This is a genomic window from Streptomyces sp. WAC03905 (genome assembly GCF_057371075.1).
Genome location: NZ_JBXYDZ010000003.1, coordinates 6,471,323 through 6,487,500, shown reverse-complemented (window position 1 = coordinate 6,487,500; position 16,178 = coordinate 6,471,323). Strand labels below are relative to the sequence as shown.

14 protein-coding genes (1 of these 14 cut by a window edge) are annotated in these 16,178 nt (G+C 73.9%); 7 read left to right on the top strand and 7 right to left on the bottom strand.

From position 1 onward, the window contains the following. Both AC2RP6_RS31845 and ptsP read left to right on the top strand, forming a co-directional pair. Positions 1–251: the 3' portion of a PTS sugar transporter subunit IIA gene (locus AC2RP6_RS31845; protein ID WP_053677655.1), read on the top strand. 199 nt of this gene lie to the left of the window's left edge; only the last 251 of its 450 coding nucleotides appear in the window; its start codon lies beyond the left edge, outside the window; the stop codon is at positions 249–251. A gap of 75 nt (positions 252–326) precedes the next feature. Beyond that, entirely contained in the window at positions 327–1,997 is a 1,671-nt protein-coding gene (ptsP, locus tag AC2RP6_RS31840; protein ID WP_486449296.1) for a phosphoenolpyruvate--protein phosphotransferase, read from the top strand. A gap of 59 nt (positions 1,998–2,056) precedes the next feature. On the opposite strand, the gene AC2RP6_RS31835 is transcribed toward ptsP, so the two are convergent. Both AC2RP6_RS31835 and AC2RP6_RS31830 read right to left on the bottom strand, forming a co-directional pair. Next, positions 2,057–2,977 carry a hypothetical protein gene (locus tag AC2RP6_RS31835; protein ID WP_486449295.1) on the bottom strand — a complete coding sequence of 307 codons (921 nt, stop codon included), beginning with the start codon at positions 2,975–2,977 and terminating at the stop codon, positions 2,057–2,059. Between the two features lie 64 nt (positions 2,978–3,041). After that, positions 3,042–5,036 carry an acetoacetate--CoA ligase gene (locus tag AC2RP6_RS31830; RefSeq protein ID WP_486449294.1) on the bottom strand — a complete coding sequence of 665 codons (1,995 nt, stop codon included), beginning with the start codon at positions 5,034–5,036 and terminating at the stop codon, positions 3,042–3,044. A 298-nt stretch (positions 5,037–5,334) separates the two neighbouring features. Between AC2RP6_RS31830 and AC2RP6_RS31825 the strand changes: the two genes are divergently transcribed. After that, on the top strand, positions 5,335–7,968 hold the full coding sequence (locus AC2RP6_RS31825; protein ID WP_486449293.1) for a glycoside hydrolase family 31 protein: 2,634 nt from the start codon (positions 5,335–5,337) through the stop codon (positions 7,966–7,968). 138 nt (positions 7,969–8,106) lie between these two features. On the opposite strand, the gene AC2RP6_RS31820 is transcribed toward AC2RP6_RS31825, so the two are convergent. After that, the gene (locus AC2RP6_RS31820; protein WP_486449292.1) at positions 8,107–8,616 is read right to left on the bottom strand and encodes an NUDIX domain-containing protein; all 510 of its coding nucleotides are present in this window, start codon (positions 8,614–8,616) and stop codon (positions 8,107–8,109) included. 29 nt (positions 8,617–8,645) lie between these two features. Here AC2RP6_RS31820 and AC2RP6_RS31815 point away from each other — a divergent pair, with 29 nt between their 5' ends. The 4 genes from AC2RP6_RS31815 to AC2RP6_RS31800 all read left to right on the top strand — a co-directional run bounded on the left by AC2RP6_RS31815 (position 8,646) and on the right by AC2RP6_RS31800 (position 11,394). Next, positions 8,646–9,326 (top strand): M15 family metallopeptidase, encoded by a 681-nt coding sequence (locus AC2RP6_RS31815; protein WP_486449291.1) that lies wholly within the window; start codon positions 8,646–8,648, stop codon positions 9,324–9,326. A gap of 13 nt (positions 9,327–9,339) precedes the next feature. Continuing rightward, on the top strand, positions 9,340–9,678 hold the full coding sequence (locus AC2RP6_RS31810) for an Mpo1-like protein (protein ID WP_486449290.1): 339 nt from the start codon (positions 9,340–9,342) through the stop codon (positions 9,676–9,678). A gap of 70 nt (positions 9,679–9,748) precedes the next feature. Further along, complete coding sequence (locus tag AC2RP6_RS31805) at positions 9,749–10,207, top strand: Zn-ribbon domain-containing OB-fold protein (RefSeq protein ID WP_486449289.1); 459 nt, start codon at positions 9,749–9,751, stop codon at positions 10,205–10,207. Then, complete coding sequence (locus AC2RP6_RS31800) at positions 10,204–11,394, top strand: lipid-transfer protein (protein ID WP_486449288.1); 1,191 nt, start codon at positions 10,204–10,206, stop codon at positions 11,392–11,394. The genes AC2RP6_RS31805 and AC2RP6_RS31800 overlap by 4 nt, the downstream gene beginning before the upstream one ends. A gap of 214 nt (positions 11,395–11,608) precedes the next feature. On the opposite strand, the gene AC2RP6_RS31795 is transcribed toward AC2RP6_RS31800, so the two are convergent. Genes AC2RP6_RS31795 through AC2RP6_RS31780 form a run of 4 tightly spaced genes read right to left on the bottom strand, consistent with a single transcriptional unit; the run spans position 11,609 to position 15,953 of the window. After that, the gene (locus AC2RP6_RS31795; RefSeq protein ID WP_486449287.1) at positions 11,609–12,235 is read right to left on the bottom strand and encodes a GTP-binding protein; all 627 of its coding nucleotides are present in this window, start codon (positions 12,233–12,235) and stop codon (positions 11,609–11,611) included. Next, a complete protein-coding gene (locus tag AC2RP6_RS31790) occupies positions 12,216–12,617 on the bottom strand; it encodes a DUF742 domain-containing protein (protein ID WP_486450522.1) in 402 nt (133 codons plus the stop codon). Before AC2RP6_RS31790 ends, AC2RP6_RS31795 begins: the two co-directional genes overlap by 20 nt. A gap of 55 nt (positions 12,618–12,672) precedes the next feature. Beyond that, positions 12,673–13,110 carry a roadblock/LC7 domain-containing protein gene (locus AC2RP6_RS31785; RefSeq protein ID WP_030964627.1) on the bottom strand — a complete coding sequence of 146 codons (438 nt, stop codon included), beginning with the start codon at positions 13,108–13,110 and terminating at the stop codon, positions 12,673–12,675. Next, on the bottom strand, positions 13,107–15,953 hold the full coding sequence (locus tag AC2RP6_RS31780; protein ID WP_486449286.1) for a sensor histidine kinase: 2,847 nt from the start codon (positions 15,951–15,953) through the stop codon (positions 13,107–13,109). Before AC2RP6_RS31780 ends, AC2RP6_RS31785 begins: the two co-directional genes overlap by 4 nt. Positions 15,954–16,178 lie beyond the last annotated feature (225 nt).

Below are 16,178 nucleotides of genomic sequence, written 5' to 3'. Positions count from 1 at the left end.
ACGGTGTACTCACGCACCTCGGCATCGACACGGTCCAGCTCAACGGCGAGGGCTTCGAGCTGCTCGTCAACAAGGGCGACACCGTGACCCGCGGCCAGGCAGTCATCCGTTGGAACCCCGCTGCCGTCGAGGCCCTCGGCAAGTCCCCGATCTGCCCGGTCGTGGCGCTCGAGGCAACGGCCGAGTCCCTGTCCGGCGTCGTCGAGTCCGGCGACGTGAAGGCTGACGAAGTCCTCTTCAGCTGGCAGTGAGCCCTCCGCCCCGCGCGGGCGTGACGGACATCCATCGCGGCGGCCAGGGCCGCCGCTCAATCGGAGACGGGTGTAATGGAGACAACGCTGCGAGGCGTCGGCGTGAGCCACGGGGTGGCGATCGGCGAGGTGCGGCACATGGGCACGGCGGTCCTCGAGCCGCCGGCCAGGCAGATCACCGCCGATGAGGCGGCGCGCGAACAGGGGCGCGCCCGCCAGGCCGTGAGTGCCGTGGCGGCCGACCTGATCGCGCGTGGCCAGCTGGCCGGTGGCGAGGCCCAGCACGTGCTCGAGGCCCAGGCGATGATCGCCGAGGATCCCGAGCTGATGGCGGACGTGGACCGTCGGATCGCCGTCGGCAGCACCGCCGAGCGCGGTGTGTACGACGCCTTCGCCGCCTACCGCGACCTGCTCGCGGGGGCCGGCGAGTACATGGCCGGGCGGGTGGCCGACCTGGACGACGTACGGAACCGGATCGTGGCGCGGTTGCTGGGCGTGCCGATGCCGGGCGTACCCGACAGCGACGAACCGTACGTGCTGATCGCGCGGGACCTGGCTCCCGCCGACACCGCCCTGCTCGACCCGGCTCTCGTCCTCGGCTTCGTCACCGAGGAGGGCGGGCCGACCAGTCACAGCGCGATCCTCGCCCGTGCGCTGGGCGTGCCGGCGATCGTGGCTCTGCCGGGCGCCGGGGAGCTCGCGGAGGGGACCGTGATCGCGGTGGACGGCAGCACCGGCGACCTGTTCGTCGAGCCGTCCGCCGAGAAGCGGGCCGAGCTGGAGGCCGCTGCCGCCGAGCGCAAGGCGGCGCTGGCCGCCTCGTCCGGTCCCGGTGCGACCTCCGACGGCCACAAGGTGCCGCTGCTCGCCAACGTCGGCGGTCCCGCGGACGTGCCGGCGGCCGTCGAGGCCGGGGCCGAGGGCGTGGGCCTGTTCCGCACGGAGTTCCTGTTCCTGGACGACAGCAAGAAGGCGCCGTCCGAGGAGAAGCAGATCGAGTCCTACCGCAAGGTGCTCGAAGCCTTCCCCGAGGGGCGTGTCGTCGTACGGGTGCTCGACGCGGGCGCCGACAAGCCGCTGGAGTTCCTGACTCCGGCGGACGAGCCGAACCCGGCGCTGGGCGTGCGGGGGCTGCGTTCGCTCCTGGACCACCCGGAGGTGCTGCGTACGCAGCTCACCGCGCTGGCGAAGGCGGCCGAGGGCCTGCCGGTGCACCTTGAGGTCATGGCTCCGATGGTCGCCGACCGGGCGGACGCGAAGGCCTTCGCCGATGCCTGCCGCGAGGCCGGTCTGCAGGCGAAGTTCGGGGCGATGGTGGAGATCCCCTCCGCCGCGCTCCGCGCGCGCTCGATCCTGCGGGAGGTCGAGTTCCTCTCGCTGGGCACCAATGACCTGGCGCAGTACGCCTTCGCCGCCGACCGGCAGGTCGGCGCGGTCTCCCGCCTCCAGGACCCGTGGCAGCCCGCGCTGCTCGACCTGATCGCCATGGCGGCGGGGGCGGCCAAGGCCGAGGGCAAGAGCTGCGGTGTCTGTGGCGAGGCCGCGGCCGACCCGCTGCTGGCCTGTGTGCTGACCGGTCTGGGTGTCACCTCCCTGTCGATGGGTGCCGCGTCGATCCCCTACGTCCGGGCGACGCTCGCCAAGTACACGCTGGCGCAGTGCGAGCGGGCCGCGGCGGCGGCCCGTGCTGCGGACAGCGCCGAGGAGGCCCGCGTGGCCGCGCAGGCGGTGCTCTCCGGCGAGTAACCGGACGCCCGTCGGGCGGATCGTGGGGCCCCCGCCGGTGGCGGGGGCCCCACGGTCGTTCAGTGGTGCGGGCCGGGGGCGTCGACCTCGTAGCCGGGGCAGTACTCGACGCCCGGCTCTGGGGCGACGAGGTCTCCGGTGTCGGCGTCGGTGCAGTAGGCGTTGAAGACGGCGGCCGCCGACAGGGCCGTGAGGCGGCCGCGGTCCAGGCGCCAGCCGTGGACCCGGTCGCGGTGGCCCTCGGTGGTGCTGCGCACCACCAGTCCCCCGGGGCCCCCGAGGGCGAGGCCGGCGGCGAGGACCGTCACGAAGTCGAGGCTCTCGCGCCCGTCGATGCGCGGCTGCGCGTCCGGGTCGCCGGTGGTGTCGGCGTGGAGCACCGCGACGAGCTGCTCGTCCTCGGTCGGGACGCTGCAGACGAAGTGGTGGTGGCCGGGACCGGCTCCGGCGACGAGGCGTTTGAGCGCGTCGGCGGCACGGTCGAAGGAGGCGTGGCCGATGTCCTCGCCGCAGTCCGCGCAGCGTCCCACCCGGGCGAGGACGGCGGTGGCGTACTCCCAGGTGGCGTGGCGGACGGCTTCGTCGACGAGGAGCGGGACGAGTTCGTCGATGGGCTGGCCGGTGTAGGGCAGGACGGTCCCGCTGCCGGCGAGCTCCGCGGTGAAGCGGGTACGGGTCTCGGACGTGTCCGGGTCCAGTCCGTGTTCTCCGCAGTACTCGGCGTACTCGTCGGGGTCGAACAGGGCGACGGTGGTGTGCAGGCCGCGGGCGGCGAAGGACCGGAGCAGGCCGTCCACGTGGTGGAGGTAGTCGGCGTAGTCGGCGTGGCGGTCGAAGCCGAAGCTGCGGTAGCCGCACATGGCCGCGAAGTCCCCGGCGTCGGCCAGGAGGCCGACGGTGCCGGGGACCTCGCGGCGCAGCGCGCGGCGCCGGTGGGTGCTGCTGGTCCGGTGGGTACCGGTGTCGTTCTTGCGTGGCATGGCTGGCTCCCCCTGAGTGCGAACACTTGCTCACTCAGCGTAACCATGACCACTGACAGTGACCTCAGTCGCTGGTGCGGGTGCCGGTGCGCGTGCGGCCCAGCTGCTCGTAGAAGTCGAGGAGGCCGATGTCGTCGACGGAGCCCGCGTTGACCGCCTTGGCCAGCGGGGTGCCCTGGAGGAGGCGCTTGACCGGGACCTCGATGCGCTTGCCGGTGAGGGTGTGCGGGATGCCCGGCACCTCGATGACCTCGTCGGGGACGTGGCGCGGGGACAGTTCCTCGCGGATGGTCGCCTTGATGCGGGCGCGCAGCTCGTCGTCCAGGGCCGCGCCCGGCGCGAGGTGGACGAAGAGCGGCATCCAGTAGCCGCCGTTCGGTTCCTCCAGGCCGATGACCAGGGACTCCTTGATCTCGGGGAGCCGCTCCACGGCCTCGTAGATGTCGGCGGAGCCCATCCGGACGCCCTGGCGGTTCAGCGTGGAGTCGGAGCGGCCGTGGATGATCACCGAGCCGTGGTCGGTGATCGTGATCCAGTCCCCGTGGCGCCAGACGCCGGGGAACATCTCGAAGTAGCTGTCGCGGTAGCGGCTGCCGTCGGGGTCGTTCCAGAAGTGGATCGGCATGGACGGCATGGGGTTGGTGACGACGAGTTCGCCGACCTCGCCGACGACCGGCTTGCCCGAGGGGTCCCACGACTGGAGGTCCGTGCCGAGGCAGGCCGCCTGGAGTTCGCCGATGTGCACGGGGAGGGTGGGAACGGCGCCGGCGAAGCAGCTGCAGACGTCGGTGCCGCCGCTGACGGAGGCGATCCAGAGGTCTTCGGCGACTTCGTCGTGGAGCCATCGGAAGCCGTCGGGCGGGAGCGGGGAGCCGGTGGTGGCGACGCACTTCACCGCGGAGAGGTCGAAGTCGCGGGACGGGTGGACCCCGGCCTTGCGGCAGGCCATGACGTAGGCGGCGGAGGTGCCGTAGAGGGTGGCGCGGGTGCGTTCGGCGATGCGCCACTGGGCGCCCGTGTCCGGGTGGCCGGGGCTGCCTTCGTACAGGACCACGGTGGTGCCGGTGAGGAGTCCGGAGACGAGGAAGTTCCACATCATCCAGCCGGTGGAGGTGTACCAGAAGAACCGGTCCTCCGGGCCGAGGTCGCAGTGCAGGCCGAGCTGCTTGAGGTGTTCGAGGAGGATGCCGCCCTGGGACTGGACGATGGCCTTGGGCAGGCCGGTCGTCCCGGAGGAGTAGAGCACCCAAAGGGGGTGGTCGAAGGGCACCGGCTCGAAGACGGGTTCGGTGTCGGCGCCGGTGAGCGCGGACCAGTCGAGGGCGCCGTCCGGGGCGGGCGTGCCGAGGAGCGGGATATGGACGACGGCGCGCAGGGAGGGGAGCTCCGCGCGGAGCTCGGCGACGGCCTCGCGGCGGTCGTGCTCCTTGCCGCCGTAGCGGTAGCCGTCCACGGTGAACAGGACGACGGGCTCGACCTGCTGGAAGCGGTCGAGGACGCTGCGCGCGCCGAAGTCGGGGGCGCAGGAGGTCCACACGCCGCCGACCGCGGCGGTGGCGAGGAGGGCCACGGCCGCTTCGGGGATGTTGGGGAGGTAGCCGCTGACGCGGTCGCCGGGGCGTACGCCGAGGGCGCGCAGCTCGGCGGCGAGGGAGCCGACCCGGCGGCGGAGTTCGGCCCAGGTGACGGGGACGGGCTCGTGGGTCTCGTCGACGTACAGCAGGGCGGGGTCGTCGGCTCGGGCCGGGTCCTCGGCGGCGCGGAGCGCGTGCTCGGCGTAGTTGAGGGTGGCTCCGGTGAACCACTGGGCGCCGGGCATGGACCGGTCGGCGAGGACGGAGTCGTACGGGGTGGTGAAGCGGACGTCGAACCATTCGGCTACGGCCTGCCAGAAGGTGTCGAGCTCGTCGACGGACCAGCGGTGCAGGGCGGGGTAGCCGCCGTCGGCCGGGGCTCCGAAGCGCGTCGCGGCCCAGGCCTGGAAGGCGGTAATCCGGGCCGCGGAGATCCGGTCGGGGCCCGGCGCCCAGAGGGGTTCCGGCTGGGTGGCTGAGGTCATGGGTCGGCTCCCGGTCAAGTCTGCGGCTCGCGCTTCGTGTGCGTACGGTGCCATCGCGCGGGGGGTGCGCGCGCGGCGGCTCACAGGGACGATGCCATGTGATCGACGGCTGCACCAGGGCGGACCTGGCCGGTGGGGTGAGCGGGCGGGATCCGGCGTGTCCTGCGGATCCGGCCCGACCGGCAGGACGCCGCCCCGGCCCCGGGGGTGCCCCCCGGTGGCCGGTGGGCCGTGCTCGCGGGTGAACGGCAGTTGAACGCCGTCCCCTCGGCCGGGGGCCGGTGGCAGGGTGATCGGCATGGACGGTCGTGAACTGGTGCGTGCGGTGATGGACATCGGTACGGAGCGCGGTCGGCGCGCCTGGCTCTCGGCGTGGCGCCGACGGCGCGCGGACGCGCTGGGGCTCCCGCGCCGGGGCGCGGAGCGGGCGCGGGTGCCGGGTCTGCTGACCGGTACGGAGCCCCGGCCGGGCGGGGGCGTGCTGCGGTTCGCGCGCTCGGAACTGGTGGTGCGGGTGATGGCGGGCGGGGTGGTGTTCTGGGCCTGGGACGGCGCCGGGGCGACGCCGTCGTACGCGGTGGTGGGGAGCGGGCCCGAGCCGGACCTGCGGGCCGTGCTGGAACCGGACACCGGGGGCGGCTGGCGCGTGGTGTCGGAGCGGGTGACGGTGGCGGTGTCGCGGCACGGGGCGGTGGAGGTGCGCACGCCGGGCGGGACGGTGCTGCGGCGGGAGTCGCCGCCGCGGTGGTGGGAGCCGGTCTCCCTCGCCGCGGAGGCCGTGGCCGAAGCCGCCCCGACCGCGGGCGGGCCGCTCCTGGCCGGTCCGCGCCCCGGCGGGGGCGGCAAGGAGGACCGGACGGGCCGGGCAGGCGGGGCGGGAGGGACGGGCGGGACGGACCGGACGGTCGGGGCGGGAGGGACGGACAGGGCAGGCGGACCAGGCAGGACGGGCGGGGCGGGCGGGACGGACCGGACGGTCGGGGCGGGCGGGACGGTTGCGGCCGTGGGGGTGGTCGGGCCGCACCCCGCGGAGGAGCCGACCGACTCGGGACCGCCGGCGGGCGGGCGGTGGGTGGTGCGCAGTGAGGTCTCGGCGGACGCACGGTTCTTCGGGCTCGGGGGGCGGGCCGCGGGGCCGAGGCTGCGCGACGGGGTGTACCGCCTGTGGAACACGGATCCGAAGAGGGGCTTCGGGCCCGCCGTCGATCCGCTGTACCTCACCATGCCGGTCCAGATGGTCGTGGCGGACGCGGGGACGCACCTGGTGTTCCACGACAACTGCTGGGACGGCCGGGTGGTGCTCCGGGAGGGCGAGGAGGGCGTGGGGTCGGGGCCGGACCGCCCGGGAGCGAGCGAGTTGCGCATGGACGGCGGGCCGCTGCGGTGCTGGGTGCTGGTGGGGACGCCGGCCCGGGTGCTCCAGGGCTGGTCGGGGCTGACGGGCTCGGCCGCGGTGCCGCCGGAGTGGGCGCTGGGGTACCAGCACGCGCGGTGGGGGTTCGGGAGTGCGGCCGAGGTGCGGCGGGTGGTCGCCGGGTACGCGTCGCGCGGGCTCGCGCTGGCGGCCGTACACCTGGACATCGACCATTACGACGGGCACCGGGTGTTCACGGTGGACGAGGAGAAGTTCCCTGATCTGCCGGGCCTGGCCGGGGAGTTGCGGGAGCAGGGCGTGCGGCTCGTCTCGATCGTGGATCCGGCGGTCAAGGCGGGGGACGCGCTGCACGCCGCGGGGCTGGCAGTGGGGTCGGGTGGCGCGTTCGTACGGGACGCGCGGGGACAGGAGGTGCGCGGGGAGGTCTGGCCGGGCGAGTGCGTCTATCCGGACTTCACGGATCCGGTGGTGCGGGAGTGGTGGGGCGGGCTGTACGCGGAGCGGCTCGCCCAGGGTTTCTCCGGCTTCTGGCACGACATGAACGAACCGGTGTCCTTCGCGGCGTTCGGGGACTCCACGCTGCCGCGGTCGGCGCGGCACGCGATGGACGGGGCGGGCGGCGACCACCGCGAGGGGCACAACGTGTACGCGCTGGCGATGGCGCGGGCGGGGTGGGAGGGCCTCGTGCGGCTGCGGCCCGCGGAACGGCCGTTCCTGTTCTCCCGGTCAGGCTGGGCGGGGATGCAGCGGTACGGGGGCACCTGGTCGGGCGACGTGGAGAGCAGCTGGGAGGGGCTGCGGGCCTCGTTGGCGCTGGTGCTGGGACTGGGCCTGTGCGGGGTGCCGTACTCGGGGCCGGACGTGGGCGGGTTCGGCGGCTCGCCGACGCCGGAGCTGTACGTGCGGTGGCTGCAGCTCGGCTCCTACCTGCCGCTGTTCCGTACGCACTCGGCGATCTGGGCCGGGCGGCGGGAGCCGTGGGAGTTCGGTCCGGAGGCCGAGGAGCAGGCGCGGGCCGTGATGGCGGAACGGGAGCGGCTGCGGCCGTACTTCGTGACGCTGGCGCACATGGCGCGGCGCACGGGAGCTCCGTACGTGCGGCCGGTGTGGTGGGGGGCTCCGGAGGACCGGCGGCTGCGGGACTGCGAGGACTCGTTCCTGCTGGGGGACGCGCTGCTGGTCGCGCCGGTGCTGGAGTGCGGGGCGGACCGGCGGGCGGTACGGCTGCCGCGCGGCCGGTGGTACGACACCGCGACCGGGGCCGCGCACGAGGGGCCGGGCCAGATCCTGCTGGACGCCCCGCAGGGCCGGATCCCGGTGCTGGCGCGGGCGGGCGCGGTGCTGCCGGTGCGGTCCGGCGACGGGGGCGGGGTGCGGTTGGAGGTCTGGGCTCCGGCCCGGGGCCGCACGGGCGGCGGGGTGGTGGTCCGGGACCCGGGTCCGGGCTTCGGGGCGGGCGTGGTCGAGCGGTACACCTCGCGGTGGGCCGGTGACTCCGTGGTGGTGGAGGACGAGACCGGGGTCGCGGTGCAGGACGCCGTGGTGCGGGGCCTGTAGGCGGGCGGTGGGACGCGCGCAAGTTCAGGACGGGGCTCCGGCCCCGGACCCCGCGACTCGGACGACGGCGGCGCCGGAGATGGCTGTGCCTCGGCCGCCTGCGGGGCGCGGACGGCCCCCGGCACGCGGCTGGGGCCGTCAGGTGTAGGCGCCCGCGAACCAGGAGAAGGCCGCCTGGGTGTGGAGGGGGAAGGCCAGGGGGGCGGGGGCGTGGAGGACGTGCCAGCCCGTCGTTTCGTCCGTCGGCTTCGAGGCCGGGAGGGTGTCCGCGGGGCGGGGCGGGAGGAGGCCGAAGAGGAGGAGGTGGCCGGCCGGGGAGCTGAGGGCGTCGGCCAGGGTGACGTCGGCGGCGGAGGCGGTGATGCCGGTCTCCTCGCGCAGCTCGCGGACGACGGCGTCGCGCCAGTCCTCGCCGAAGTCGATGAAGCCGCCGGGGAGGGCGGTGCCTCCGAGGGCCGGTTCGATCGTCCGGGTGATGACCACGAGGCCGGTGCCGTCCGCGTCCTCGACGGGGAGGAGGGTGACGGCCACGGGGAGGGGGTTGCGGTAGGCGGTGGCACCGCACGACGGGCAGGTGCGGGGCCAGGTGGTCGTACCGTACGGCGCTCCGCAGGTGGAGCAGTGCGAGTCCCTCAGGTGTGCCGGCATGCGGCGATGGTATGCCAAGGGGCATGCGGATGACGGCGGTTGTGGGGTTGGTCGGGGTGCTGGCGGGCGGGGCGGGCGCGCCGCCGGGGTTCACGGCGCTCCGGGAGGTGGATCCGAGCGTCCGGCAGGACATGCGGTACGCCGGCGGGCACAACTTCACGGGGGGTGCGGTCGACGGGTACGAGGAGGCGGAGTGCCTGCTGGCCCGTCCGGCCGCGGAGGCGCTGCGGCGGGCGCAGCGGGTGCTGCTGCGGCGCGGTTACTCGCTGCGGGTGTACGACTGCTACCGGCCGCAGCGGGCGGTGGACCGGTTCGTGCGGTGGGCCCGGGAGGAGGACGGTCCGCACGACATGGCGCGGAAGGCGGAGTTCTATCCGCGGGTGGAGCGCGGCCGGCTGATTCCCGAGGGGTACATCGCGGAGCGGTCGGGCCACAGCCGCGGGAGCACGGTCGACGTGACGCTGGTGGAACTCTCCGGCGGGGAGGTCGACATGGGGACTGCGTTCGACTTCTTCGACCCGCTGTCGCACACCGACGACCCGCGGGTGACGGGTGCGGCCCGCGCCAACCGGGAGTTGCTGAAGCGGGTGCTGGGCGGGCAGGGGTTCGTGAACCTGCCCGAGGAGTGGTGGCACTTCACCTACAGGCCGGAGGCCTACCCGGACGCGTACTTCGACTTCCCCGTCGCTGTCGCCGAGGTCCGGCCGTGAGTACCGTGCCCGCATGACCTTTCGCTCGTACGAGGAGTTCTGGCCGTACTACGTCGCGATGCACTCCCGCGCGGCCACCCGGTGGGTGCACCTCGCCGGCACGCTCACCGGTCTGGCGCTGACCGCGTACGGCGTGGCGCGCGGCCGCAAGCGCTGCCTCGCCGCCCTCCCGCTCATCGGGTACGGGACGGCCTGGCCGGCGCATTTCCTGATCGAGGGGAACAATCCGGCCACCTTCGGTCATCCGGGGTGGTCGCTGCGCGGCGACGCGCAGATGATCCGGATGATGCTGGCCGGGCGGGACGCGGAGCTGGACGAGATCGCCCGGAAGTGGCTCGCCGAGAACCGGTGACCCGGGCCGTCCGGCCGTGGCAGACTCCTCACTTCTGACGTTGCGTCAGCTCTTCGGCATGGGAGGGGTCTTGGCACGCACACGCACACCCGTCGTGAGCGGGTGGTTCACCGAGAACGCGCCGGACGGGGGCGGCTTCCGGCTGCTCGGCACCCGGTGCTCGGCCTGCACGGCGGTGTTCTTCCCGCGCGAGGACGTCTTCTGCCGCAATCCGCGGTGCACCGGCGGTGGGGAGCTCGCCGAGGTGCCCCTGTCCCCGCGGGGCCGGGTCTGGTCCTACACCGACGGGCGCTACCGGCCGCCGGCGCCGTACGTGTCCGACCCGGCCGCGCCCTGGGAGCCGTACACCCTGGTCGCCGTGGAGCTGGAGGCGGAGGGGATGGTGGTGCTGGGGCAGGCCGCGCCGGGGGTCGGGGTCGCCGACCTGGCTGTCGGCATGGAGGTCGAGGTGGTGGGCGGCGTGCTGAACGAGGATGTCGGGACTGCCTGGACCACCTGGCTCTTCCGGCCCGTGGGAGGGGTCGCGTGAGCGCCGAGGTGGCCGTCCTGGGGGCCGGGATGCACCCGTGGGGCAAATGGGGTCGCAGTTTCGTCGAGTACGGGCGCGGCGCGGCGCGTGCGGCGCTGGCGGACGCGGGCCTGGACTGGACGGACGTGGGGTCGGTCGTCGGCGCCGACACCGTACGGTCCGGGTACCCGGGCTACGTGGCCGGCGCCACCTTCGCCCGGGCCCTCGGCTGGCAGGGCGCCCGGGTGACCAGCGTGTACGCGGCGTGCGCGTCCGGGGCCCAGGCGATCGGGGCGGCCCGCGCGCAGATCCTGGCGGGTCTGGCCGACGTGGTGCTCGTGGTGGGCGCGGACGCGGCGCCCAAGGGGTTCTTCGCACCGGCGGGCGGGGACCGGCCGGACGATCCCGACTGGCTGCGGTTCCGTGTGCTGGGCGCGACCAACCCGGCGTACTTCGCGCTGTACGCTCGCCGCCGGATGGCCGTGCACGGGGACACCCTGGAGGACTTCGCGCAGGTCAAGGTGAAGAACGCGGCGGCCGGACGGCTCAACCCGAACGCCCGCTACCGCAAGGCCGTCACCGCCGACGAGGTGGCCGCCTCGGCGGTGGTCGCCGATCCGCTGCGGCTGCTGGACATCTGCGCGACATCCGACGGGGGCGCGGCGCTGGTGCTCACCAGCATGGACTTCGCGCGCTCGCGCGGGGTCGCCAATCCGGTGCGGATCCGGGCGGTGTCGACGGTGACGCCCACCTATCCGCGGACCGTGCTGGACCTGCCGGACATCGCCACCGACTCGACCACGGCCGTGGAGCCGATGGCCGGATCCTTCCGGTCCTCGATCGCGCGCGCCGCGTACGAGGAGGCCGGGCTCGGTCCGGAAGACCTCTCGCTCGCCGAGGTGTACGACCTGTCCACCGCGCTGGAGTTGGAGTGGTACGAGGACATCGGGCTGTGCGCGGAGGGCGAGGGGGCGAAGCTGGTACGGGAGGGTGCCACGGCCCTGGGTGGCCGGATCCCCGTCAACACCAGTGGTGGCCTGGCCTCGTTCGGGGAGGCGGTGCCGGCCCAGGCCATCGCCCAGGTGTGCGAGCTGACGTGGCAGTTGCGGGGTACGGCCGGGGAGCGGCAGGTACCGGGTGCGCGGGTGGGCATCACCGCCAACCAGGGGCTGTTCGGGCACGGGTCGGCCGTCGTCGCCGTGCGCTGAACGGGCCGCACTGCCCCCGCCGGACGGTTCGTCGGCGTGCCCGGAACAGCTCGTGCTGTCCTGACGCTTGACGGCTCCCGGCGGCAGGTTCACACTCGCTCCACGGTCCCGCACCGCCTGTCGGGCCCACGAGACCCCCCGTGAGAGCTGCGGCCCGTACCCCAGTCGGCGGGGGTACGGGCCGCGCCCGTGCCGGCGCGCGGGACGGCCCGGTTCAGGCGCCCGCGGACAGGCTCCGGCGCCGCTCCCGAGCCAGGGACATCGCGTGTTCCACGACCCCCACCAGGACGTCCTTCACGGACTCCCGGTCCCGGGCGTCGCACAGCAGCACCGGAACACCGGGGTCGAGGTCGAGTGCCGCCCGTACGGTCACCACGGGGTGGCGGTCCGCGCCGTCGAAGCAGTTGACCGCCACGACGAACGGGATCGCGCGCCGCTCGAAGTAGTCGACGGCGGCGAAGCAGTCGGCGAGGCGGCGGGTGTCCGCCAGGACCACGGCGCCCAGGGAACCCTGGGCGAGCTCGTCCCACAGGAACCAGAAGCGGTCCTGTCCGGGCGTGCCGAACAGGTACAGCACCAGGTCCTCGCGGAGCGTGATGCGCCCGAAGTCCATGGCCACGGTCGTGGTGCTCTTGCCCTCCACTCCCCCGGTGTCGTCGACGCCGACGCCGGACTCGGAGAGCCGTTCCTCGGTCCGGAGCGGTCTGATCTCGCTGACCGCGCTGACCAGGGTGGTCTTGCCCACCCCGAAGCCGCCCGCGACCAGGATCTTCAAGGTCAGCGGCTCGACCGGCGACACCGCGTGCATGGCACCGGTGCGGCTAAAGCGCCCGAAGGCCATCGATCACCTCACGCAGAATGGATTCATCGGGCAGTTCGGCCGGGGGCACCGGCCTGGTCACGTGGACCAGTTCCTCATCGACCAGGTCGCCGATGAGGACGCGGACGACCCCGACCGCGAGGTCGAGGTCGGCCGCGAGTTCGGCCACGGACTGGGGGCGTTCCCGGCACAGCCCCAGGATGTGGGCGTGTTCCGGGGAGAGGGTCATGTCCCAGACCGGATCGTCGGCGGCCGGTTCGGCGACGACCAGGGCGATCAGGTCGAGGCGGTGCTGACCCGCGTGGCTGGTCCGGCCGCGGGTCATGGCATAGGGGCGTACGACGGGACCCGCGTCGTCGTCGAACCAGTGCGCCGGGTCGGGGACGGAGGGGTCGAACGGCATGCCGGCGGGAACGTCGGCGAGATGGTCCTGGCCTGGGTCGCTCATGCCTTCCGACTCACCCTCCGGCTGGCAGCCCGGTGCGTGGGGCGGTCGCCAGGTGGTCCCCCACCCGCTTCACCATGAGCGTCATCTCGTACGCGACCTGGCCCACGTCGGAGTCGGCGTCTGCGAGCACGGCCAGGCAGCTGCCGTCGCCCGCGGCCATGACGAAGAGGAACGCCTCGTCCAGCTCGACCACGGTCTGGCGGACGCGGCCGGAGTCGAAGTGCCGGCCGACGCCCTTGGCCAGGCTGTGGAAGCCGGACGCGACCGCCGCCAGGTGCTCGCTGTCCTCGCGGGTCAGGTCCTTGGAGCTGCCCGTGGGCAGGCCGTCGCCGGAGAGGACCACCGCCTTGCGGATGGACCCGACCCGGTCGACGAGCTCGTCGAGGAGCCAGTTCAGCGGGCCGGAGCCGCGGCCCCTGCTGTCGTTGCCGGTCTGCGGTGCGGTCATCGACCGTCCCCTTCGTTCTCGTTCGCGGGACCGCCGGCGGGGCGTGTGCCCGCCTCGGTCTCGGACTGCTGCTGTGCGTGCCGGTTCCGGCCCGCCGTCCAGCCGCGCTGGAGGGCGGACATGCGCGTGCGTACGTCCTCCGGGTCGCGGTCCGCCACCTGGTCGGGTGCGGCTTCGGCGGGCGCGGACGACGTGGCGTTCTTGAGCTGCGGGGCCAGGCTGGCCTGGCGGATGCGGCGGGGCAGCCCGCCGGTGTCCGGGGCGACGGCGGGTTCCGTGTCGTCGGGGCCGGCCGTGGGGGCGTGCTGCGGGACCACCGACACCGGGCGGGTGTCCACCCGGCGACCGTGCTCGGCGACCAGGGTCGGGGTGGGACGGCGGCGCGGCAGCGGTACGGCTCCCGGGGAGCGGGGGCCGTCGGGTCGGGGCGCGTCCACGCGCTGGGTGTCCAGCCGGACCGGCCCGGTGGGGGTCAGCGGCTCGCGCTGCCGGTCGCGGTCCCCGTTGCGGGGGGATCCGTTGCGCGGGGATCCGTTGCGGGAGGCGCCGTTGCGCTCGGTGTGCCGGTCGGTGTGCGGCCGGTCCGCGGGGCGCAGGCCGAGCAGGGCGCTGCGCGGGGTGCCGTTCGGCGGGGTCTCGTCGTCGAGGGTGGCCATGGCCGGGCGGGGGTTGCCGGTGCGGCCAGCGACGGCCGGCGGGTCGTCGAGCGCGGCGGTGTCGTCGAGGGGGTCCGGGCCGTCCGGGCCGCGGCTGCCGAGCGGGGCCTCCAGCTCGACGGGTCCGCGCAGTTCGGCGGTGGGCAGCGGGCGGCCGGATGGCGCCCGCTCGACGGCGGAGGTGACGGGGCGCTCGGAGTGCGTCCGGCCGATCTGGCCGGCCTTCGCGGCCCTGCTGCCGGCCTTGCCGGGCCGGGGGCCGTCCAGCCGCACGCCGCTGCCGCTGGTCTCGGGGGCGTCGGTGAGCAGGGCCGACGGGAGGAAGACCACCGCGGTGGTGCCTCCGTACGGGCTGGGCTGGAGGACGACCTTCACGCTGTGGCGCTGCGCGAGGCGGCTCACGACGAACAAGCCGAGCCGGTCGGTGTCGGAGAGTTCGAACTCGGGGGTCTCGGCGAGCCGGAGGTTCGCGTCCAGCAGTGCCTCCGGGGTCATGCCGAGGCCCCGGTCGTGGATCTCCAGGGTGAAGCCGTTGGCGACGCGCTCGCCGTGGACCTGGACCGCGGTGTGCGGCGGGGAGAACACGGTCGCGTTCTCCAGGAGTTCGGCGATGAGGTGGGTGACGTCGGCGACGGCCGGGCCGACGATGCCCAGGCGGCTGAGGCGGCGCACCTCGATGCGCTCGTAGTCCTCGACCTCGGCGACGGCGGCCCGTACGACGTCCATGAGCTGGACGGGCTTGCGCCACTGGCGGGACGGGGCGGCTCCGGAGAGGATCACCAGGCCCTCGGCGTGGCGGCGCATGCGGGTGGTCATGTGGTCGAGGCGGAAGAGGTCGGCGAGTTCCTCGGTGTCCTCGGTGCGGCGCTCCATGGTGTCGAGGAGGGTCAGCTGGCGGTGCAGCAGCACCTGGTTGCGGCGGGCCAGGTTGACGAACACCTCGGAGACGCCGCGGCGCAGGTCGGCCTGCTTGACGGCGGCCTCGACGGCGGCGCGCTGGAGGGTGTTGAGGGCCTGGCCGACCTGGCCGACCTCGTCCTTCTCGTATTCCAGGTGGGGCGCCTCGGTCTCGACGTCGACGTGCTCGCCGGCGGCGAGGCGGCGCATGACGCTCGGGAGCCGGACGCCGGAGGCCTCGTGGGCGTCCTTGCGCAGCCGGGAGAGGTCGCGGACCAGATCGCGGCCGATGCGCACGGACAGGACCAGGGAGACGATGAGGGCGAGGAAACCGAGGAAGCCGGCGGCGGCGGCCTGGATCATCACGTCCGTGGCCACGGGCTCGATGCGCCGCTGGTAGCGGTCGCCGGCGTCGGTGTTCATGTCCGCGAGGTCGTCGAGGACCTTGGAGGAGGCCTCGTCCCACTGGGCGGCGGTGAGGTTGCGCGGCTTGTTGACCGCGCCGCCGGAGATGAAGCGCTCCTCGGCGTCGCGCAGCGGCGCGGTCTGCGGGTCCTTCCAGAACTGCTCGAAGCGCTCGCGGTCGTCGGCGGGGAGGGTGACGAGGTTGAACTCGTAGAGCAGCGCGCGGTTGGCGGCGAGGTCGGAGACGCGGCGGACGTCGACGGCGGTGATGTTGCGCGCGGCGAGGGCGGAGGCGACCACGGCGTCCTCGCGGGAGAGCAGCTCGCGGGCGCGGCTGATGCCGACGAGCGCGCGGCCCTCCTTGTCGACCTCGACGTTGTCGAGGCCGTGGAGGTTCATGAGGAAGTCGTAGCAGGGGTCGACGAGCCGGTTGTAGAGCTCCAGGGCCTGGCCGGGATCGAGGGAGTTCTGGTCGACGGAGCGGCGCATGGAGCCGATACCGTGGAAGGCGGACACGATCGAGCGCAGGTGCTGTGCGCTCTGCGCGCTGAGTTCGTCGACGACCTTCGGGTCGCGGGCGCTCACACTGATCTTCTCGACGGCCTGGTCGGTCTCGGCGCGGCGCTTGGCGAGTTCGGCGGTGGCGGTGGCGGCCCGGGGGTCTCCGAGGACGACGAGGGTCTGGCGGCGCTCCTTCTGGATGACGCGGGCGACGTCCTCGATGGGGTAGCCGACCTTGTCGATGACGTAGGCCACGTCGAAGAGCTGGAGGGCCTCACGGCCGGTGATGACCGTGGCGAAGCCCCAGATGGCGGTCAGGGAGACGAGCGGCACAAGGAGCAACGCCACGATCTTCCGGCGGATGGACTTCCCGCGAAAGCGCATGGCCTCCCCAGCCTCCCCCAGGTCAACCCCGTTGCCGGGGGTCGGTGTTCCGTCATTTAAACGGCGTGAGCCTACTACTGCTGCGCAACAGGTTCGAAGGCGTGTCCGGACGTTTTCGGCCGGACACCCTGAGTAAGATCACCAGTTGTCCGACAGTTCCGGTCAAGTGCAGCCCGATATGTGGCAGATGACACTTGGTGAGGCGTCAGATCGCGCAGGCTGATG